20 protein-coding genes are annotated in these 19,951 nt (G+C 59.7%); 7 read left to right on the top strand and 13 right to left on the bottom strand.

Features of this window, described 5'->3' with window-relative positions; translation table 11 throughout:
* Nucleotide 1: 1 nt before the first annotated feature.
* From pcnB to BCF11_RS07175, 4 genes are all read right to left on the bottom strand, one after another.
* Nucleotides 2–1,378: a polynucleotide adenylyltransferase PcnB gene (gene pcnB / locus BCF11_RS07160; RefSeq protein ID WP_098494134.1), complete on the bottom strand. Its 1,377-nt coding sequence runs from the start codon at nt 1,376–1,378 to the stop codon at nt 2–4.
* Nucleotides 1,375–2,049 carry an HAD family phosphatase gene (locus tag BCF11_RS07165; RefSeq protein WP_061944220.1) on the bottom strand — a complete coding sequence of 225 codons (675 nt, stop codon included), beginning with the start codon at nt 2,047–2,049 and terminating at the stop codon, nt 1,375–1,377. Before BCF11_RS07165 ends, pcnB begins: the two co-directional genes overlap by 4 nt.
* Nucleotides 2,046–2,747 (bottom strand): DnaA regulatory inactivator Hda, encoded by a 702-nt coding sequence (gene hda, locus BCF11_RS07170; protein ID WP_061944223.1) that lies wholly within the window; start codon nt 2,745–2,747, stop codon nt 2,046–2,048. The genes BCF11_RS07165 and hda overlap by 4 nt, the downstream gene beginning before the upstream one ends.
* 74 nt (nt 2,748–2,821) lie before the next feature.
* Nucleotides 2,822–3,904 (bottom strand): AI-2E family transporter, encoded by a 1,083-nt coding sequence (locus BCF11_RS07175; RefSeq protein WP_098494135.1) that lies wholly within the window; start codon nt 3,902–3,904, stop codon nt 2,822–2,824.
* A gap of 142 nt (nt 3,905–4,046) precedes the next feature.
* Between BCF11_RS07175 and purM the strand changes: the two genes are divergently transcribed.
* Nucleotides 4,047–5,099: a phosphoribosylformylglycinamidine cyclo-ligase gene (purM, locus tag BCF11_RS07180; protein WP_098497367.1), complete on the top strand. Its 1,053-nt coding sequence runs from the start codon at nt 4,047–4,049 to the stop codon at nt 5,097–5,099.
* A gap of 541 nt (nt 5,100–5,640) precedes the next feature.
* On the opposite strand, the gene can is transcribed toward purM, so the two are convergent.
* From can to grpE, 5 genes are all read right to left on the bottom strand, one after another.
* Nucleotides 5,641–6,309 (bottom strand): carbonate dehydratase, encoded by a 669-nt coding sequence (can, locus tag BCF11_RS07185; RefSeq protein ID WP_098494136.1) that lies wholly within the window; start codon nt 6,307–6,309, stop codon nt 5,641–5,643.
* Between the two features lie 270 nt (nt 6,310–6,579).
* The gene (locus tag BCF11_RS07190) at nt 6,580–7,176 is read right to left on the bottom strand and encodes a chalcone isomerase family protein (RefSeq protein WP_098494137.1); all 597 of its coding nucleotides are present in this window, start codon (nt 7,174–7,176) and stop codon (nt 6,580–6,582) included.
* A gap of 239 nt (nt 7,177–7,415) precedes the next feature.
* Complete coding sequence (gene dnaJ, locus BCF11_RS07195) at nt 7,416–8,543, bottom strand: molecular chaperone DnaJ (RefSeq protein WP_098494138.1); 1,128 nt, start codon at nt 8,541–8,543, stop codon at nt 7,416–7,418.
* Between the two features lie 134 nt (nt 8,544–8,677).
* Nucleotides 8,678–10,612 (bottom strand): molecular chaperone DnaK, encoded by a 1,935-nt coding sequence (gene dnaK, locus BCF11_RS07200; protein ID WP_098494139.1) that lies wholly within the window; start codon nt 10,610–10,612, stop codon nt 8,678–8,680.
* Between the two features lie 106 nt (nt 10,613–10,718).
* Entirely contained in the window at nt 10,719–11,267 is a 549-nt protein-coding gene (gene grpE / locus BCF11_RS07205; RefSeq protein ID WP_199110782.1) for a nucleotide exchange factor GrpE, read from the bottom strand.
* Between grpE and BCF11_RS27475 the strand changes: the two genes are divergently transcribed.
* Entirely contained in the window at nt 11,257–11,538 is a 282-nt protein-coding gene (locus BCF11_RS27475; RefSeq protein ID WP_143751276.1) for a hypothetical protein, read from the top strand. The two genes, grpE and BCF11_RS27475, sit on opposite strands and share 11 nt — an antisense overlap.
* Before the next feature lie 233 nt (nt 11,539–11,771).
* Here BCF11_RS27475 and hemH read toward each other — a convergent pair whose 3' ends face one another.
* The 3 genes from hemH to BCF11_RS07220 all read right to left on the bottom strand — a co-directional run bounded on the left by hemH (nt 11,772) and on the right by BCF11_RS07220 (nt 15,625).
* Complete coding sequence (gene hemH / locus BCF11_RS07210) at nt 11,772–12,887, bottom strand: ferrochelatase (protein WP_098494140.1); 1,116 nt, start codon at nt 12,885–12,887, stop codon at nt 11,772–11,774.
* Between the two features lie 30 nt (nt 12,888–12,917).
* A complete protein-coding gene (recN, locus tag BCF11_RS07215) occupies nt 12,918–14,588 on the bottom strand; it encodes a DNA repair protein RecN (protein ID WP_098494141.1) in 1,671 nt (556 codons plus the stop codon).
* Between the two features lie 107 nt (nt 14,589–14,695).
* A complete protein-coding gene (locus BCF11_RS07220) occupies nt 14,696–15,625 on the bottom strand; it encodes an NAD kinase (RefSeq protein WP_098494142.1) in 930 nt (309 codons plus the stop codon).
* 55 nt (nt 15,626–15,680) lie between these two features.
* Between BCF11_RS07220 and BCF11_RS07225 the strand changes: the two genes are divergently transcribed.
* The 3 genes from BCF11_RS07225 (at nt 15,681) to BCF11_RS07235 (ending at nt 17,906) form a co-directional block, all read left to right on the top strand.
* Nucleotides 15,681–16,421, top strand: coding sequence for an HAD family hydrolase (locus BCF11_RS07225; RefSeq protein ID WP_233212655.1), 741 nt, complete (start codon nt 15,681–15,683; stop codon nt 16,419–16,421).
* A 76-nt stretch (nt 16,422–16,497) separates the two neighbouring features.
* Nucleotides 16,498–17,520, top strand: a complete 1,023-nt coding sequence (gene hrcA / locus BCF11_RS07230) for a heat-inducible transcriptional repressor HrcA (RefSeq protein WP_098494144.1) — start codon at nt 16,498–16,500, stop codon at nt 17,518–17,520.
* A 14-nt stretch (nt 17,521–17,534) separates the two neighbouring features.
* Entirely contained in the window at nt 17,535–17,906 is a 372-nt protein-coding gene (locus BCF11_RS07235; protein WP_098494145.1) for a TfoX/Sxy family protein, read from the top strand.
* Nucleotides 17,907–17,924: 18 nt separating this feature from the next.
* Here BCF11_RS07235 and fur read toward each other — a convergent pair whose 3' ends face one another.
* Nucleotides 17,925–18,350, bottom strand: coding sequence for a ferric iron uptake transcriptional regulator (fur, locus tag BCF11_RS07240; protein WP_038493139.1), 426 nt, complete (start codon nt 18,348–18,350; stop codon nt 17,925–17,927).
* Nucleotides 18,351–18,424: 74 nt separating this feature from the next.
* Here fur and BCF11_RS07245 point away from each other — a divergent pair, with 74 nt between their 5' ends.
* Both BCF11_RS07245 and dapB read left to right on the top strand, forming a co-directional pair.
* Nucleotides 18,425–18,991 (top strand): outer membrane protein assembly factor BamE, encoded by a 567-nt coding sequence (locus BCF11_RS07245; RefSeq protein WP_098494146.1) that lies wholly within the window; start codon nt 18,425–18,427, stop codon nt 18,989–18,991.
* Between the two features lie 105 nt (nt 18,992–19,096).
* Nucleotides 19,097–19,903 (top strand): 4-hydroxy-tetrahydrodipicolinate reductase, encoded by an 807-nt coding sequence (gene dapB / locus BCF11_RS07250; RefSeq protein ID WP_098494147.1) that lies wholly within the window; start codon nt 19,097–19,099, stop codon nt 19,901–19,903.
* Nucleotides 19,904–19,951: the final 48 nt, after the last annotated feature.

The raw sequence follows: 19,951 nt of genomic DNA on the forward strand, positions 1-19,951 counted from the left end.
ATCAAGCGCCTTGCCCATCGTCGCCGCGGCCGCTCGGGTTGACCGGCTTGGCGCCGCTGCGGGAACCGCGCCGGCGCGGACGCTTCTTGGCGGGAGCGGCTTCAGCCGCCACTTTTGGCTTTTGCGCCATCAATGCTTCGCGCTCGTCGCCGTCGCCTTCCATGAAGGCGGTCCACCATTCGCCGATTTCGCTGTCGATTTCGCCAGAGGCGCAACGCAGCAGCAGGAAGTCGTAGCCGGCGCGCAGGCGCAGGTGTTCCAGCATCTTGTATGGAGCCTTGCCGGTGCGCCGCTCAAAGCGCGGCTGCATGGCCCAGATATCGCGCATGTCGGAGGCGATCTTGCGCTGCAAGGCTAGCTTGTCGGTCTGCGCTTCCAGTACGTCGTCGGCGGCCAGATGCAGCGCCGGAATCGGGAATTCGCCGGCCGCCTTGTAGGCGCTCCACTTTTCCAGCACCTGATGCCACAGCAGCGAGGCGAACAGGAAACCTGGGGAAACCGGCTTGCCTTGCTGCACGCGGATGTCGGTATTGGCCAGCGCCAGGGTGACGAACTTCTCGCCCAGCGGCTGCTCCAGCACCACATCCAGCAGCGGCAGCAAGCCGTGATGCAGGCCTTCCTTGCGCAATTGCTGCAGGCAGGCCAGCGCGTGGCCGCTCATCAGCAGTTTCAGCATTTCATCGAACACGCGCGCCGCCGGCACGTTGTCGATCAGCGCCGCCATCACCGGGATCGGCGCGCGGGTAGCAGGATCGATGGTGAATTTCAGCTTGGCGGCAAAGCGCACGATGCGCAGCATGCGGACCGGATCTTCGCGGTAGCGCGCTTCCGGTTCGCCGATGATGCGCAAGGTCTTGGCGCGGATGTCGGCGATGCCGCCGTGGTAGTCCAGCACGCTTTCGGTGGCAGGATCGTAGTACATCGCATTGATGGTGAAATCGCGCCGCACCGCGTCTTCATGCTGCTCGCCGAAGGTATTGTCGCGCAGCACGCGGCCATGTTCGTCTTTCGGCGAACCGTCGGAGGAAGCGCCGCGGAAAGTGGTGACTTCGATCAGTTCCTGGCCGAACATCACATGCACGATCTGGAAGCGCTTGCCGATGATGAAGGCGCGCCGGAACAGGCGCTTGACCTGTTCCGGCGTGGCGTTGGTGGCGACGTCGAAATCCTTAGGCTTGACCCCCAGCAGCAGGTCGCGCACGGCGCCGCCGACGATGAAGGCCTTGTAGCCGTTATCCTGCAGCGTCTTGGTGACCCGGACCGCGTTGGGCGAAACCAGTTGCGGATTGATGCCGTGCTCTTTCGGGCCAAGTATCAACGGTTGGGTGGGATCTTTTTTCTTTTTCCCGAGGATGGAGCGAATCAGCTTCTTGATCATTGCGCGTCGAATAAATTCAGGATGGGCCAGCCGTGCTCACTTGCGTGGGCTTTCAACAGGGCGTTCGGGTTGGTGGCGACCGGATCGGTCACCAGCTTCATCAAGGGCAGGTCGTTGTGCGAATCGCTATAAAAATAACTGCGCGGGAAACTGGCCAGCGTCATGTCCATGGTCGCCAGCCAGGCGTGGGTGTGGATCACTTTGCCCGGGCCGTAGGTCGGCGTGTCTGCCAGGCGGCCGGTAATCTCGCCGTCATCCGTGGTTTCCGGGTCCGAGGCGATCAGGAAATCGACGCCCAGCGCCTTGGCGATCGGCTCGGTGACGAAACTGTTGGTGGCGGTGACGATCGCCACCAGGTCGCCGGCATCCAGGTGCTTTTGCAACAGCGCGCGGGCCGCCGGGGTGATGGTCGGCAGGATCACTTCCTGCATGAACTGCTGGTGCCAGGCATCCAGCTGCTTGCGCGGGAACTTGGACAAGGTGCCGAAGGCGAACTCCAGGTACTTGACCGGGTCCAGCGTGCCGGCCTGGTACTGGGCGAACCACTCGGCGTTGCTCTTTTCAAAAGCGTCAGGATCGACTGCACCGATGCGCGCCAGGAACTGCCCCCATTCATAGTCGGAGTCGACGGGCAGCAGCGTATGGTCAAGGTCGAATAAGGCCAGGTTCATAGTGTGTGTTTATCTTCGGATTCGAGTTGCAACAAGCTACGCAGCAAAGGCAGCGTAATGGGACGTTGCGTCTCCAGCGAGAAGCGGTCCAGTTCGTTCAGCATGGCTGTCAGGGACCGCATATCGCGCCGGAAATGCGTAATGAGGTAGGGTAACACGCCGCTCGACAAGTGCAGGCCGCGGACTTGTGCCGCATGGGTCAGGGCGGCGATTTTTTCTTCGTCGCTGAGGCCGTGCAGCTGGTAGATCAGGCCCCAGCCCAGGCGGGTGCGGAAATCTTCGCGCACGCTCAGCTCGGACGGCGGCAGCTGGCCGCTGGTGACCAGCCAGCCGCCATGCTCGCGGATCTGGTTGAACAAGGCGAAGGCTTCGATCTGGTCGCCGGCCGACAGCTTGTCGCAATCGTCGATCAGATAGCCGGGCACATCCGGAGAAAAATTGAAAACGTCGCCGTTATACTGGCTGCCGCGGATCAGGCGCGCGCCGGTGCTGCTGGCGAGGGCGCGCAGCACATGGCTTTTGCCGGCGCCGGCGCCGCCCCACAGGTAGACAAAGCGGTCGCCCGGCGCGGTGAGGTATGCCGCGCTAGGCGCGACCAGACGCTGCAAGAACTGTAAAGCTTCTTGATTTTGCCCGACCACGAAAGTAGCCAGGGTCTGCGGTTCTTCCGCAGTTATATCCAGCGTGAGCTGCCTCATGACACGAATTTCTTCATTCTTGCTAAGGGGGTCTCGAACAACCTGAGATTTCCGAGCCGCCTTTAATCTATTAATTAATGTTGATAAAAACTGCTGTTGAGGTAATGTGCCTTCACGTGCTTGACCACCACCGACATCACCGCTGAACACGGCAGCGCCAGCAGGATGCCGACGAAGCCGAACAGCTGGCCGAAGGCCATCAGGGCAAAAATCACCACCAGCGGGTGCAAGCCTATGCGCTCGCCTACCAGGCGCGGCGTCAAAATGAAACTCTCCAGCACCTGGCCGATGCCGTATACGATGGCGACGGCAATCAAGCCATGCAGGCCGTCGAATTGCAGCATCGCCGCAATCAGCGCCAGCACCAGTCCCAGACCGAAGCCGACGTAAGGAATAAATACCAGCAAGCCGGTAATAATGCCAACCGGCAATGCTACGTCAAAGCCGGCAATCGCCAGCCCGGTCGAATAATAAATCGCCAGAACCAACATTACCAGCAATTGCCCGCGCAAATATTGCGCCAGCAGGCTGTCGACCTCCTGCGTCATGCTGGCGGTCTTGCCTTGCCAGCGGCGCGGCACCAGCTTGCCGACCCGGTCGACGATGGAATGCCAGTCTTGCAGCAGATAAAACAACACTACCGGCACCAGCAGGATGGTGGCCAGCCAGCCCAGCACCGCGGTGCCGCCGACCTTCACCGAGGCCAGCACCGAAGTCCAGATTTCATCGCCGCTGGTGGACAGCTGCTTGGTCAGCATCTCCTTGATGCCGGTGCCGTCCAGCCGCACATTGATGCCGAAATCCTGCAGATGCGGGCCGATCAGGCCGTCCAGCTTGGTCAGGAAGGTCGGAATCTGGTTTTGCAATAAAGGCAACTCCTTGCGTAGTACCGGGATCACGATCAGGATCACGGCCAGGATCGCGAACACCAGCAGCAAAATCACCACCAGCACCGCCAGCGCGCGCGGAAAGGGAAACTTGCCGATGCGCCGGCGCGACAGCCAGTCGACCCCCGGATTCAGGGCGTAAGCGAGGATCGCGGAGGCGATGAAAGGGGTCAGGATCGGCCCCAAAGCCACCATCAGCGCCACCAGCAGTAGCGCAATTCCCAGCCACAACGCAGTTTGTTTTTGTTCGTCAGTAAAAGAAAATGGCATGGAATCGAGAGTTTGGTGGATCGGTTTGATAAAATACCGCTTTTACCGCGCATTTCATCGCATATACAGTGATGTATATATAACAGATGCGAGATGCGCGGCCGAATTCCTCTATTTTACCGCCTCTGCCGCCAATCACATCATGACTTCCACTTCAAACGTTTCCAACGTGCCACTCTCTTACCGTGACGCCGGTGTCGATATCGACGCTGGCGACGCCCTGGTCGAAGCCATCAAGCCTTTCGCCAAGCGCACCATGCGTGAAGGGGTGATGGGCGGCATCGGCGGTTTCGGCGCCCTGTTCGAGATCAGCAAGAAATTCAAGGAGCCGGTGCTGGTGTCCGGTACCGACGGCGTCGGCACCAAGCTGAAGCTGGCTTTCCACCTGAAACGCCATGACACGGTCGGCATCGACCTGGTGGCGATGAGCGTCAACGACATCCTGGTGCAAGGCGCCGAGCCATTGTTCTTCCTCGACTACTTCGCTTGCGGCAAGCTGGATGTTCCTAGCGCCACCGATGTCATCAAGGGTATCGCCAAGGGTTGCGAACTGGCGGGCTGCGCCCTGATCGGCGGCGAAACCGCGGAAATGCCGAGCATGTATCCGGACGGCGAATACGACCTGGCGGGCTTCGCCGTCGGCGCCGTGGAAAAATCCAAGCTGATCGACGGCACCAAGATAGCTCCGGGCGACGTCGTGCTGGGCCTGGCGTCGTCGGGCGCGCATTCCAACGGCTATTCGCTGGTGCGCAAGATCATCGAAGTCGCCAAGCCGGATCTGGACGGCGACTTCCACGGCCGCAAGCTGGCCGACGTGCTGATGGAGCCTACCCGCATCTACGTCAAGCCGCTGCTGGCGCTGATGGAGTCCATGGAAGTCAAAGGCATGGTGCACATCACCGGCGGCGGCCTGGTGGAAAACATCCCGCGCGTACTGCAAGACAATTTGACCGCTGTCCTGCGCAGCGATGCCTGGACCATGCCGCCGCTGTTCATCTGGCTACAGCAGCACGGCCAGGTGGCCGACGCTGAAATGCACCGGGTGTTCAACTGCGGTATCGGCATGACAGTGATTGTGTCCAAGGAAAACGCCGCTGCGGCAGTAGCGCAACTGACGGCGGCCGGCGAGACCGTCAACATCATCGGTGAAATCCGCGCCCGCGCCGAAGGCGAAGCGCAAACCATCGTGATCTAAGACCCGCATCTGCGAAAAAAAAGAAGACGGCCTGGGCCGTAATGCCGTTCAGTTAGGGCAGAACGACATGGCGTAGGGTGGGCACTCCGTGCCCACGCAGTGCCGTGGAGATTTACGTCCCTGGGCATTCGCACCCGGGCTACGCGCCCCCGTCCTATCCGCGTGGGCACGGAGTGCCCACCCTACCGATGCTTTGTCGCGAACTCAGTAAGCCCGCAGCGTTTATCGCGCCGAATGCGAACAGCAGCGCCATCAGTTCGACCACACAAGCAGGGGCACAGCAACCGGCCGGATACAAAATCGCTACGCAATTAATCATTCCTTACTGAAAATCGCTGCCGTAGGGTGGGCACTCCGTGCCCACGCAGTATCATGGATATTCGTGTCCCTGACATTCGTGCCCCGGCTAGCGCCCCGGCCCATCCGCGTGGGCACGGAGTGCCGTCCCTACGAGTTCCTCAAATAAAAATGCCGTTCAGTCTTAACTGAACGGCATTACGGCCTGGGCCGTCTTTTTTATTTCCGGCACAGCCGGAACGCCTTAATCTTCGTAGCGTTTCAAACTGGCTGCCATGCCCTTGTCCAGGTCGGACATGCAGCTGACAGTCACTTCCAGATCCCGCAGCAAGCCGTCACGCACGCCATACACCCAGCTATGGATGGTCAGGGGCTGGCCGCGATCCCAGGCGTCCTGGACGATCGTGGTGCGGCAGATATTGGCGACCTGCTCCATCGAGTTGAGCTCGCACAGACGGTCGTGGCGCAGGCTTTCCGGCAAGGCTTCGCCCAGGTAGCGCTCATGCTTCTGATGCACGTCTTCGACATGGCGCAGCCAGTTGTCGGCCAGCCCGACGCGGCGCTTGGTGAGCGCCGCATGGACGCCGGAACAGCCGTAATGGCCAACCACGAAGACATGCTTGACCTTCAGCACGTCGACCGCGAACTGCAGCACCGACAGGCAGTTCAAATCGCTGTGCGCGACCACGTTGGCGATGTTGCGGTGGACGAACAGCTCACCCGGCAACAAGCCCAGCAATTCATTTGCCGGCACCCTGCTGTCGGAACATCCGATCCAGAAATACTCCGGCGCCTGCTGCGACGCCAGCTTCTTGAAAAACTCCGGATCGCGGGCGGTGATTGCCGCCGCCCACTCACGGTTTCTCTGGAACAGATCTTCTCGGGTCAGGGATTGCTTGTTGTTTGCTGTCATCGTTTTCTATTCAATAAAGTTCCGTCTGCGTGGTATTTTGACAATACCGGCACGACATCCTGGGCCTTATTTTATAGAAAACTGGCTTGCTCCATCCGCTTTTATCCAATACCCATTATGCGGATGGAGACGCCCTAGTGTCATGTCATGCCTATCTGTCGGTATATCGCGCCGGCCTTGGCCCGTAGCGCTAGGCGTACCGAGGAGGCATAGCGGGGGCGATACGGGTCAAGGACAAGCGAGATGCCGACAGATAGGCATGACACGACACTAAGCCGGCTGGCCCAGCAACAGGGGTTTCAGGCGGCTGTCGGCCGGCTTGTCGCCGAGCCAGATTTTCAGCAAAGAGTTATAGAAAACCTGGTCGGGCAAGGTTTCCGACACCGGCTTGCCGTTGAAGTGGATTTGCGTGCCGACGCCGGGGATCCAGTCGGTGGTCAATACGTCGCCCTTTTTCAGCTCAGGGATAGAGGCGAACAGTTCACCGAATTTCAGCAGCTGGTTGATGATCTTGGCCTTATCTCCCTTATCCACATTGTTCTGGATGCCGCTCATGAAGGCGCGGCTGAAATCCTCACTGCTGACATCGCGCAGCATCACCAGCTCGATGCGGCGCGGCCCGCTGGCGGCCATTACGTCCGGCACCGTGGTTTTCTTCTCGGTGAGATACAGCGCTGCCGTATACACCTTGAAAATGACTTTATAGCGTATCCCGGCGCCGTTCAGCTTCAGGTCCTGGTTGCCGACCTTGGCAGTCTCGTCGATCTTGACGCCGGCCAGATCCAGCGCAAATGCCGCCTGCGCCAGCATCAGCCCGGACAGTACGCAGGCGCAAGCCGTTGCACGCTTTAATTGAGCAACTATCATTGTGTCTCCTCCTATGGTTTGTTGTATATGGAGTTTGTATTGATCGCAAATAAAAGAACGATCGTTTTATTATTACCATATACAGAATAGAGAGCAGCGCAAAATTATGCAATAAGGAATTTGTTAATGAGGGCAGTACATGGCGTGCCGCCTGCCGCCGCGCCTATAAAAAAACCGCCAGCCTTGCGGGCTGGCGGTTTTCAGGGAGTCAGAATGCTAACTCAAGCTCATTCTCAAGTTCACTCAAAGAACTCTTTGACCTTGTCTTTCCAGGATTTGCTCTGCGGGCTGTGCTTGGCGCCGCCTTCGCTGGTCAGCTGCTCGAATTCCTGCAGCAGCGCTTTCTGGCGGTCGTTCAGCTTGACCGGGGTCTCCACCACGACGTGGCAGAACAAATCGCCGGCATAGCCTGAGCGCACGCCCTTGATGCCCTTGCTGCGCAAGCGGAAAGTCTTGCCTGACTGGGTGCCGTCCGGAATCGTAAACGACGCCTTGCCGTTCAGCGTCGGCACTTCGATTTCGCCACCCAAAGCTGCCTTGGCGAACGAGATCGGCATTTCGCAATGCAGATCGTCGCCTTCGCGCTGGAACACCGCGTGCGGCTTGATGTGGATTTCCACATACAGGTCGCCGGTCGGGCCGCCGTTCATGCCTGGCTCGCCGTTGCCGGAGGAGCGGATGCGCATACCGTCGTCGATGCCGGACGGGATTTTCACTTCCAGCGTCTTGTTGCGCTTGATGCGGCCGGCGCCGGCGCACGATGGGCATGGTTCCGGAATGATCTTGCCGCTGCCGTGGCATTTCGGGCAAGTCTGCTGGATGCTGAAAAAGCCTTGCTGCATGCGTACCTGGCCGTGGCCGCCGCAGGTCGGGCAGGTAATCGGCTCGGTGCCGGCCTTGGCGCCGCTGCCGTGGCAAGGTTCACACTCATCCCAGGAAGGTACGCGGATGGTGGTGTCGAAACCGTGCGCAGCCTGTTCCAGCGTGATTTCCAGGTTGTAGCGCAGATCGGCGCCGCGATACACCTGCGGTCCGCCGCCCCGGCCACCGCGTCCTCCGCCGCCACCAAAAATATCGCCGAAGATGTCGCCAAAGGCATCGGCAAAACCGCCCGCGCCGCCGCCACCGCCGCCCATGTTGGGATCGACGCCGGCGTGGCCGTAGCGGTCATAGGCATCCCGCTTTTGCGGATCGGACAGCATCTCGTAGGCTTCTTTCGCCTCTTTGAATTTTTCTTCCGCACCTTTGCTATCCGGATTGCGGTCCGGATGGTGCTTCATTGCGAGCTTGCGATACGCCTTCTTGATTTCATCATCAGTAGCGTTTTTCGCAACACCTAATATTTCGTAAAAATCACGCTTCGCCATCTTTTTGCACCCTGTTGTTTAAGCGAAAACGCCGAACAGGGCATCGCGAGCGATGGCATCTGTCCGGCGCGTCTTCGCGATGGTCACAATCCCGATCCAAAAATCAGACTGGCGAGCCATCGCTGACGAAGACCTTACTTGTCTTTCACTTCCTTGAAGTCGGCATCAACTACATCGTCTTCCTTCGGCTTGGCTTCCGCACCGGCTGCGCCTGCTTCGGCACCGCCGGCTGCAGCTTGCTGCGCCTGCATGTCGGCGTACATCTTTTCGCCCAGCTTTTGCGCTGCAGTGGTCAAGGCGGCTGTCTTGTTATCGATGGCGGCCTTGTCGCTACCCTTCAACGCTTCTTCCAGTTCCTTGATTGCAGTTTCGATGCTTGCCTTCTCGCCGGCTTCCAGCTTGTCGCCATATTCAACCAGCGACTTCTTGGTCGAATGCACCAGTGCGTCGCCCTGGTTGCGGGCTTCGGCGGCTTCCTTCAGGCGCTTGTCTTCTTCGGCATTCGCCTCGGCGTCGCGCACCATCTTCTGGATCTCTTCTTCCGTCAAGCCGGAGTTGGCCTTGATGGTGATCTTGTTTTCCTTGCCGGTTGCCTTGTCTTTGGCGCCGACGTGCAGAATACCGTTAGCGTCGATGTCGAAGGTGACTTCGATCTGCGGCGTGCCGCGTGCTGCCGGCGGGATGCCTTCCAGATTGAATTCGCCCAGGCCCTTGTTGCCTGCAGCCATCTCACGCTCGCCCTGGAACACCTTGATGGTCACGGCCGGCTGGTTGTCGTCGGCAGTCGAGAACACCTGGCTGAACTTGGTCGGGATGGTGGTGTTCTTCTGGATCATCTTGGTCATCACGCCGCCCATGGTTTCGATACCCAGCGACAATGGCGTCACGTCCAGCAGCAGCAAGTCCTTGCGGTCGCCCGACAGAACCGAACCCTGGATCGCTGCGCCCACGGCGACAGCTTCATCCGGATTTACGTCCTTGCGCGGATCCTTGCCGAAAAACTCTTTAACCTTTTCCTGCACCTTAGGCATACGGGTCATGCCGCCGACCAGGATGATGTCGTCGATGTCGGAAACCTTGACGCCAGCGTCCTTGATGGCGATGCGGCAAGGCTCGATGGTCTTGGCGATCAGCTCTTCCACCAGCGATTCCAGCTTGGCGCGGGTCATCTTCAGGTTCAGGTGGATCGGTGCGCCGTTGGCCATGGCGATGTACGGCTCGTTGATTTCAGTCTGTTGCGACGACGACAATTCGATCTTGGCGCGCTCGGCCGATGCCTTGATGCGTTGCAGGGCAATCGCATCTTTCTTCAGGTCGATGCCGTTGATCTTCTTGAACTCGTCCAGGATGTAATCGATGATGCGCTGGTCGAAGTCTTCGCCGCCGAGGAAAGTATCGCCGTTGGTGGACAGCACTTCGAACTGCTTTTCGCCATCGACATCGGCGATTTCAATGATGGAGACGTCGAATGTACCGCCGCCCAGGTCATACACGGCAATCTTGCGGTCGCCTTTTTCTGCCTTGTCCAGGCCGAAAGCCAGCGCAGCCGCGGTCGGCTCGTTGATGATGCGCTTGACGTCCAGGCCAGCGATACGGCCGGCGTCCTTGGTAGCCTGGCGCTGGGCGTCGTTGAAGTAAGCCGGCACGGTGATCACGGCTTCGGTAACTTCTTCGCCCAGGTAGTCTTCGGCGGTCTTCTTCATCTTGCGCAGCACTTCCGCGGCGATTTGCGGCGGCGCCAGTTTCTGCTCGCGTACGCCTACCCATGCATCGCCGTTGTCGGCCTTGATGATCTGGTAAGGCATCAGCGCGATGTCTTTCTGCACTTCTTTTTCGTCGAATTTGCGGCCGATCAGACGCTTGGTGGCGTACAGCGTGTTGGTCGGATTGGTCACAGCCTGGCGCTTGGCAGGAGCGCCGACCAGGATTTCGCCGTCTTCTTGATAAGCGATGATGGATGGCGTGGTACGCGCGCCTTCCGAGTTTTCGATCACTTTTGGCTGACCGTTTTCAATAACCGAAACGCAAGAATTGGTGGTACCCAAGTCAATGCCGATAATTTTACCCATGGTGTATGTCCTTTACTGAATATCTGATGAATGTTTGGATGGTCTGAATATAGGGAGCGAAAGCGCGCTTTCAAGCGCTAAACTGCTCGCTCCTGGCGTTTTTTTTCTATTTTCCTTGCGCCACGACGACCAGGGCTGGACGCAACAGACGATCGGCAATGGTGTAGCCCTTTTGCAGCACGGTCACCACGGTATTGGCATCCTGCTCCGCAGGCACGGTCGAGATTGCCTGGTGTTTCATCGGATCCAGCTTCTCGCCGACTTCCGGCGAGATTTCCAGCAAACGGTTTCTTTCGAAGGCGGACGACAGCTGTTTCAGCGTCATTTCCACGCCTTCCTTGAGCGATTCCAGCGAAGGGGTTTCAATCTTCAGCGCCATTTCAAGGTGGTCCTTGACCGGCACCAGCGCCTCGGCAAAACCCTCGATCGCAAATTTATGCGCACGAGCAATATCATCCTGGGCCCGGCGGCGGATGTTTTCCGACTCAGCCTTGGCGCGCAGGAAAGCGTCCTGCATTTCCGCGATCTTGGCTTGCGCCTCGGACAGCTGGACTTCCAGCGCCGACTCGGGAATCACTGTTGCATCATCGGCAACAGAGTCTTTTTCTGTTTGCGCCGTCTGTACCGGCTCGTTCTGATTTTCCATGTGTTCCATTCAAAAATCTCCAACAATCAATAACTTACTAACCTATAGCAGCCCAAATGAGGCTATGCCCTTACTTTTTCAAGGGTTAAAAAACCGCTTGCATGAGATATCAGGCAAGAGCGCCGTCAGCAGTGGATTCTGGCAACAAATTGAAACAAAATTTACCAGAACTGGGTTTGCTGCAATGCCACATTGGAGCTATGCTGAAAGCGTGGTTCAAGCAAGAACAGGCTCTTCAGAAGAGCTGCCTGCCCCACTAACAAAAAGGGGAATATCGTGAAACTGCCGTTGATTTCCGCACTTCTGATCGTGTACACCTTGCTCGCGGCTGGCATGATCAGCTATTCGCAACTGGTTGCGCTGTACTAGATTTTGCATTCCGCCCAAAGCTTCGGGGCGCTTGCAGAATAAATAATATTTTATTGCTTCGCTCAGAGTTTGGGCGCTTATTATAATTGCGCCTTGCCGCCGCGGCGCACCGGCACCCTAAATTTCTGCTGCAAACCCGCTGATTTACTGGCTCGCCCCCAAGTCCAACGCTTGTTTTTTTGACACCTCAGCCTGCTGTTTCAACTCTTCCCGTTCGTCTTCGGTCAGATGGGTAGGCCAGCCTATCATCTGCTCTTCGACCACCGTCGCCATGGCGGCAATCCAGCCGGGCGCCTGGTTCAGGCAGGGGATGAAATGGAATTCCTTGCCGCCCGCATGCAAGAAATCCTGCTTGGCCTCGATCGCGATCTCTTCCAAGGTCTCAAGACAGTCGCTGGTAAAACCCGGACACATGACGTCGACCCGCTTGACTCCTTGCTTGGCCAGCGCCTGCAAGGTCGGCGCGGTGTAAGGCTGCAGCCATTCCGCCTTGCCGAAGCGCGACTGGAAGGTAAGCTGGTACTGCTCCGGCCCCAGCCCCAGCTGCTGAGCCAGCAGGCGCGCGGTCTTTTGGCATTCGCAGTGATAGGGATCGCCCAGCAGCAAACTGCGCTTCGGCACGCCATGAAAACTCATGATCAGCTTGTCAGGCGCGCCGTGCATGGCCCAATAAGCCAGGACTGAATCTTTCAGGGCTTGGATATAGGCTTCGTGATCGTGATAATGCTTGATGAAACGCAGTTCCGGCACGTTGCGAACTTGCGCATAGTGGGCAAACACGGCGTCGTAGATCGATGCCGTGGTGGTCGCCGAATACTGCGGATAGGCCGGCAGCACCAGAACGCGTTCGCAGCCATCGGCTTTCAGCTGTTCCAGCACCTCCCCTATGGCAGGACTGCCGTAGCGCATGGCGTAAGCCACCTGCACCCGATGTCCGCGCTGGCCCAGATAGCCGCGCAACAGCGTAGCCTGCTTGCTGGTATGGACTTTCAGCGGCGAACCGTCGTTGCTCCAGATCGAAGCGTATTTATGCGCCGACTTGCTGGAACGGAACGGCAATATCACGCCGTGCAGGATCAGCCACCAGATCGCGCGCGGGATTTCCACCACGCGCGGATCCGACAGGAATTGCTTGAGGTAGCGCCGCACCGCCTTGGTGGTGGGCGCATCCGGCGTCCCCAGATTGACCAGCAGCACGGCGGTCTTGCCGCTCTTGCCGCTGTTGCCATGTATGAACGGAGGTTCTTTCAGAAATGCCATGCAAAGATGTCCAGGAAAATGACAGCGAGGTTAGAGAGCCAGCAGTTCGCGCGCGTGCTTGCGGGTAGTGGCAGTGATTTCCAGGCCGCCCAGCATGCGGGCGATTTCTTCAATCCGGTTCTTGGCGTCGAGGCCATCGATCGCCGATACCGTTTTATTGCCCTGGCTTTGCTTGCTGACCTGGAAGTGCTGGTTGGCCTGGCTGGCGACCTGCGGCAAATGGGTAACGCACAAGACCTGGCGGTCCTGGCCCAGGCGTTTCAGCAAGCGCCCCACCACCTCGGCGACGCCGCCGCCGATGCCGCTGTCGACTTCGTCGAAAATCAGGGTCGGGGTGGCGGTCGAGCTGGAGGTGATCACTGAAATCGCCAGCGCGATACGCGCCAGCTCGCCGCCGGACGCCACCTTGGCCAGCGCCCGCGGCGCCACGCCGGCATGACCGGCCACCAGGAATTCCACTTGCTCGACGCCGTAGCTGGCCGGCTCGCAGGGGTTCAGCGCCACCGCAAAGCGGCCGCCGCTCATGCTCAAGTCCTGCATCGCCGCAGTCACCGCCGTGCCCAAGGCCTGCGCCGCCTTGGCGCGCGCTTTCGACATCTTTTGCGCCAGCGCCAGATAGGCCGCTTTCAACTTTTCTTCCTGCGCGCGCATGGCGTCGAGGTCGCTGGCGTCGGCCAGCTGGCGCAACTGGCCGGACAGCGTCTCCAGTTCCTGCGGTAGTTCGTCCGGCGCCAGGCGGAACTTGCGCCCAGCCGAGTGGATCGCTTCCATGCGGTCTTCCACCTGATGCAGGCGCGCCGGATCGAGCTCGACCCGGCTCAGGTAATCATTCAAGGCATACACCGCTTCCTGCAGCTGGATGCGGGCCGGTTCCAGCGCTTCCAGCACCGGCTTGAGGCTGCTGTCGACATCCACCAGCTTGCCGATTTTCTGGTTCAGCGCCGACAGTTGCGACAGCATCGGCGGCGTGTCGTCCGCGTCGTTTTCAGAAATCACGTTGAGCGCTTCCTGCGCCCCTTCGATCAGGCTGGCTGCATGCGACAGGCGGCTGTGTTCGTTGGTGATCTCATCCCATTCGCCCGGCTTGACCGCCAGTTTTTCCAGCTCTCCCACCTGCCATTCGAGCCGCTCGCGCTCCAGCAAGACGTTCTTGGCATTGGTTTCAAATTCTTCGCGCTGGCGCGCCAGCGAGCGCCAGCTTTTGAAAGCGGCGGCCAGCGCCAGCAGATCGTCGGACAAGCCGGCCTGGTCATCCAGCAGCAGCCGTTGCGCATCGTTTTTCAGCAGGGACTGATGAGCGTGCTGGCCGTGGATATCGACCAGCATTTCGCCCAGCTCGCGCAGCTGGCCGGCAGTGGCGGCAACGCCGTTGATGAAGGCTTTCGAGCGGCCGGCGTTGTCGATCACGCGGCGCAGCAGGATGACGCCGTCTTCGCTGCCGAATTCATTGCGCTCCAGCCAGGCAATGACTTCAGCGTCGGCGCCGGCAGCCATGGCGAACTCGGCCGTGACGTCGGCCTTGGCGGCGCCCTCGCGCACCACGCTGGCGTCGCCGCGGCCGCCCAGCGCCAGCGCCAGGGCATCGATCAGGATCGACTTGCCGGCGCCGGTTTCGCCGGTGAATACAGTAAAGCCAGCGGCGAACTCAAGCTCGATGGCATCGACAATGACAAAATCGCGGATGGAAAGTGTGCGCAGCATGGGAGTCTGGGAGTGGCTCAAAAATGGATGTCAATATAACGCGGACCGCCACCTCAGTGGCAAAGTCGCATGGGAATACAGAAACAACGCAGCTTACATGATCGCAATTACTTCAGTTGCCCTTCCGCCGACGGGTACTCGTTCCAGTGCAGTTTCTGCCGCAAGGTGGCGTAGTAGCTCCAGCCGGCCGGATGCAAAAAGGTGATGGTGTGCTCGGAGCGCCTGATCAGGATGCGGTCGCCATGCTGCAGGCTGGCCAGCGACTGCATGTCGAAATTGGCGCTCATGTCGCGGCCGTTGACGATCTCGATCACGATTTCGCTGCTATCCGGGATCACTATGGGCCGGTTCGACAACGCATGCGGCGCAATCGGCACCAGTACGATGCCGCCCAGCGAAGGATGCAGCAAGGGCCCGCCGGCGGACAGCGCATAGGCGGTGGAGCCGGTCGGCGTCGCCACGATCAGGCCGTCGGAACGCTGGTTGTACATGAAGCGGCCATCGACTTCGACCATCAGCTCCGCCATGCCGGAGCCGGCGCCGCGCGTCACCACCACGTCGTTGAACGCCAGCGCGCTGAAAATCTGCTGGCCGTCGCGCATCACAGCGCTCTGCAACAGGCTGCGGCGCTCGGATTCGACCTGGCCGTCGAGCATCTCGCCCAGCACCGGCAGCATCCGCTCCAGCGAAATATCGGTAATGAAACCCAGCCGGCCCTGGTTGATGCCAATCAGCGGCACATCATAGGGCGCCAGCTGGCGTGCAATACCCAGCATGGTGCCGTCGCCGCCAACAATGATGGCGGCATCGGCCTGTTCGCCGATCTGCTCCGGGGTCATGGCGGCGATGCCGGGCAAGGCGACATTCTGCGCGGTCTCGGCCTCCAGCACCACGTGATGGCCGCGACCTTGCAGGAAATCGACGATTTCAGTCAGCGATTCGGAAATGCCGGCGGCAAAATACTTGCCGACGATCGCAATGGTCTTCGGCGCAGGTTCCGGCAAATTCGCTTGAGAAGGTAATTTTATAGGCCACATGCTGGCGATTAGACCATAATTTAGGCTTGCAATGAAGGATACGCACGTGGCTCTGATGAATAATTCAACACCTTCCCCCCATTCGCAGCCGGACAAGCCGCAGATCATCAAAGCGGTTCTGTTCGATCTTGACGATACGCTATGGCCGATAGCGCCAGTGATCGCGCGCGCCGAACAAATCCTGTTCGAGTGGCTGCAGGCCAATGCCGAGGCGCTCACCCGCCAGTTCAGCATCGACAGCCTGCGCCAGCAGCGGCTGCAGCTGGTGGCTACCGATCCGGTGTTCCGCTTCGATCTGTGGAAGCTGCGCCACGCGGCGCTGAGCACTGCCCTCAGCAGCGTCGGCGAAGACCCGGCCAAGGCAGATGCCGCCATGGCCGTGTTTTCCGAAGCGCGCCATGCGGTGACGCCGTTCGCCGACGTCCAGCCGGTACTGAGCCGGCTGCAGCGCCGCCTGCCGCTGGGTACGGTCTCGAACGGCTTTGCCGACCTTGAGAAAATCGGCCTGGCCGGCCATTTCCAGGCCTCGATCGCAGCCCACAGCTTCGGCAGCGCCAAGCCCGATCCGGCTATCTTCCACGCCGCCTGCGCCGCCCTCAAGGTGGCGCCGCAGGAAGCCCTGTACGTCGGCGACGACCCCCTGCTGGACGTGGTCGGCGCCCAGCAGGCCGGCTTGCAGGCGGTCTGGATCAATCGCTTTGAGCGCGCGCTGCCGGAGGGGGTCCAGCCGCAAGCCAGCTGCACCAGCCTGAATGAACTGGAGGCATGGCTCGAACAAACACGATTTGCTGGCTAAAACAGTGTATAAGTGCTTTAGTTAAAGTGCGTAAGGCGCTGGCAAGCATGCGCAGCGCTCGCTAAAATAGAACCATATGCAACTAGATAATCGCGCTCAAACCCTGCTCAAGGCCCTGGTCGAACGGTATATTGCCGACGGCCAGCCGGTCGGCTCGCGTGCCCTGTCCAAGATCTCGGGACTGGAGCTGTCGCCGGCGACCATCCGCAACATCATGGCCGACCTCGAGGAAATGGGCTTCGTCGCCAGTCCCCATACTTCTGCCGGGCGGGTGCCGACACCGCGCGGCTACCGCATGTTCGTCGATACCCTGCTGACGGTCGAGGCTATCGACGAGACCGCGCTCGAATCGAAAATGCAAAACAGCCTGCAGCCCAGCTCGCAGCAGAAAATCATCACCAATGCGGCGCAAGTGTTGTCATCATTATCGCATTTTGCCGGCGTCGTGCTGAGTCCGCGGCGCGAATCGATTTTCCAGCAGATCGAATTCCTGCGGCTGTCGGAAAAACGCATCCTGCTGGTGATCGTCAGCCCCAGCGGCGACGTCCAGAACCGCCTGCTGCTGACCGATGTCGACTACAGCCCGGCGAAACTGGTGCAGGCGGCCAACTATATCAACCAGCATTACGGCGGCCTCAGCCTGGACGACGTCCGCCTGCGCCTGCAAGGCGAATTGCGCAAGCTGCGCGACGACATGACCTGGCTGATGCAGGCCGCCGTGGAAGCCGGCAGCGACGCCATGACCGACAACAGCGACGAGGTGGTGATTTCCGGCGAGCGCAATCTGCTCAGCGTGACCGACCTGTCGTCCAATATGGATTCCTTGCGCAAGCTGTTCGACATGTTCGAGCAAAAAACCGGCCTGATGCAGTTGCTGGATATCTCCGGCAAGGCCACTGGCGTGCAGATCTTCATCGGCGGCGAATCGCAGCTGGTGCCGATGGACGAGATGAGCGTGGTGACGGCGCCGTATGAAGTCAACGGCAAGATCGTCGGCACGCTGGGCGTGATCGGGCCGACGCGGATGGCTTATGAACGGGTGATCCCGATCGTGAATATCACCGCCAAGCTGCTGTCGAACGCCCTCAGCCACAGCTGACCAGGGCTGCCCGCATGTCCCGCAACGACGCCATCATCGATTATATCCGTGAGCTGCTGGAGCCGTTTGGCGCTGTCAGCGCACGGCGCATGTTCGGCGGTTACGGCATCTATCACGACAGCGTGATGATCGGCCTGGTCGCCGATAGCACCTTGTTCCTGAAGACAGATGAACTGACCCGACCGCAGTTTGCCGCCGCCGGGTGCCGGCCCTTCGTTACCGAGAGCAGGGGGAAAACGATTGAGATGAGCTACTGGTCGGCGCCGGAAGACGCCATGGATTCGGCCCACGCCATGACGCCGTGGGCGCGGCTGGCTTATGCGGCGGCGGTGCGCAAGGCTAACGCCAAGCCGGCGCCTAAGGCAGCCAAGACACGTACGCGCTGAGCGGCAGCGAACAAGGGATCAAGCCTTTTTCTTGCGGCAGTCGCGGCAATGGCCGTACAGGGCCAGCGCATGGTCGGCGATTTCAAAACCGTGTTCCTTGGCGACGATTTTCTGGCGCTTTTCAATTTCCTCGTCGTAGAACTCTTCGACCAGGCCGCAATCCAGACAGACCAGATGGTCGTGATGCGAGCCTTCGTTGAGTTCGAACACGGCCTTGCCGGTTTCAAAGTGGTTGCGTTGCAACAGCCCTGCCTGCTCAAATTGCGTCAGTACGCGGTACACAGTTGCCAGGCCGACATCAAGATTTTCGCTGAGCAAGATCTTATAGACGTCTTCAGCGCTCAAGTGCCGCACTTCGCTGTTCTGGAAGATTTCCAGGATTTTGAGGCGTGGCAATGTGGCTTTGAGGCCGCTGGCTTTTAGTTCGGATGGATTGTTCGGCATGTTTTGGTCACAAATGGATGATCTGCTTTATCATATAGCGTTTTAGCACAGTTGCTCAATCAATTGAGATCCTTATGCGAATGTTGCTCTCCCCTGCCCGTACCTCCGCTTTGACCGCTAGCTTTGTCCTGATGGCCGCATTGGCCGGCTGCGCCTCGAAAAACCCCTTGCTGGACAGTCCTGCCGCAGCTGCGCCGGGCAACACTGCCACTGCCGCCGCTGACACCAGCGGCGTGCAAACCGTCAAGCATCGCCGCTTCCTGGGGATTTTTTCCCCATATCGTATAGATATACAACAGGGAAACTTTGTTTCCAAGGAAATGTTGGCCCAGGTTAAAGAAGGCATGACACGCGAACAAGTACGTTTTGCGCTCGGCACGCCCTTGGTGACCGACATCTTCCACGATGACCGCTGGGACTATGTGTTCCGCCTGCAAAAGGGCAATGGCGAAGTCACCACCAGCCGGGTCAGCGCTTTCTTCAACGGCAACCTGCTGGCGCGCATAGACGGCGGCAACCTGCCTACCGAGAACGACTACCTGGACCGGATCTCCGGCGGCGCGGCGGAAGCCAAGAAGAGCGTCAAGAATGTCGAAATTGCACCAACCGTGCCTAGCGCCCCTGCTCCTACCAAAAACTAAGCTCGCGTTGCGGGCAGGGCCGCTGCTGTATTGCGCAGCATGGCCCTGCTCTCCACCTGCCAAGCTCAAGCAATCAAGATCCACTGTTCAGATCGCCGAATTAACATGACTCAGATGAAAATAGCCGTTGCCGGCGCCTCCGGACGTATGGGACGCATGCTGGTCGAAGCAATCCAGAACGCCGACGACGCCGTGCTGGTGGGCGCGCTTGGCGTGCCGGATGCGCCGGAACTGGGCAGCGATGCCGCCGCCTTCCTCGGCAAGCCTGCCGATGTCCCGATTGAAGCCGACCTGGCCAAGGGCCTGGCGCAAGCTGCCTACCTGATCGATTTCACGCGCCCCGAAGGCACGCTGAAGCACCTCGAATACTGCGCCGCCCACGGCATCAAGATGATTATCGGCACCACCGGCTTCGATGAAGCCGGCAAGGCGGCGATCGCGGCAGCGGCAAAAAAGACCGCCATCGTGTTCGCCCCCAACATGAGCGTCGGCGTCAATGTCACCATGAAGCTGCTGGAACTGGCCGCCAAGACCTTTTCTCATGGCTACGATATCGAAATCATCGAAGCCCACCATCGGCACAAGGTCGATGCGCCTTCCGGCACGGCGCTGATGATGGGTGAAGTGATCGCCGCGGCGCAAGGGCGCAAGCTGGACGATGTCGCGGTCTATGCGCGTGAAGGCGTCACCGGCGAACGCGATCCGTCCTCGATCGGCTTTGCCGCAATCCGCGGCGGCGACATCGTCGGCGATCATACGGTGCTATTTGCCGGCATCGGCGAGCGCATCGAGATCACTCACAAATCTTCCAGCCGCGTGACCTATGTGCACGGCAGCTTGCGCGCCGCCCGCTTCCTGAGCGACAAGAACACCGGCCTGTACGACATGCAGGACGTGCTGGGCTTGCGCTGATTTTCCGTGCCGGTCTGGCCGCTGCCAGATCGGCTGCTGCACTGCTGT

It is taken from the genome of Collimonas sp. PA-H2 (genome assembly GCF_002564105.1).
Taxonomy (GTDB): domain Bacteria; phylum Pseudomonadota; class Gammaproteobacteria; order Burkholderiales; family Burkholderiaceae_D; genus Collimonas.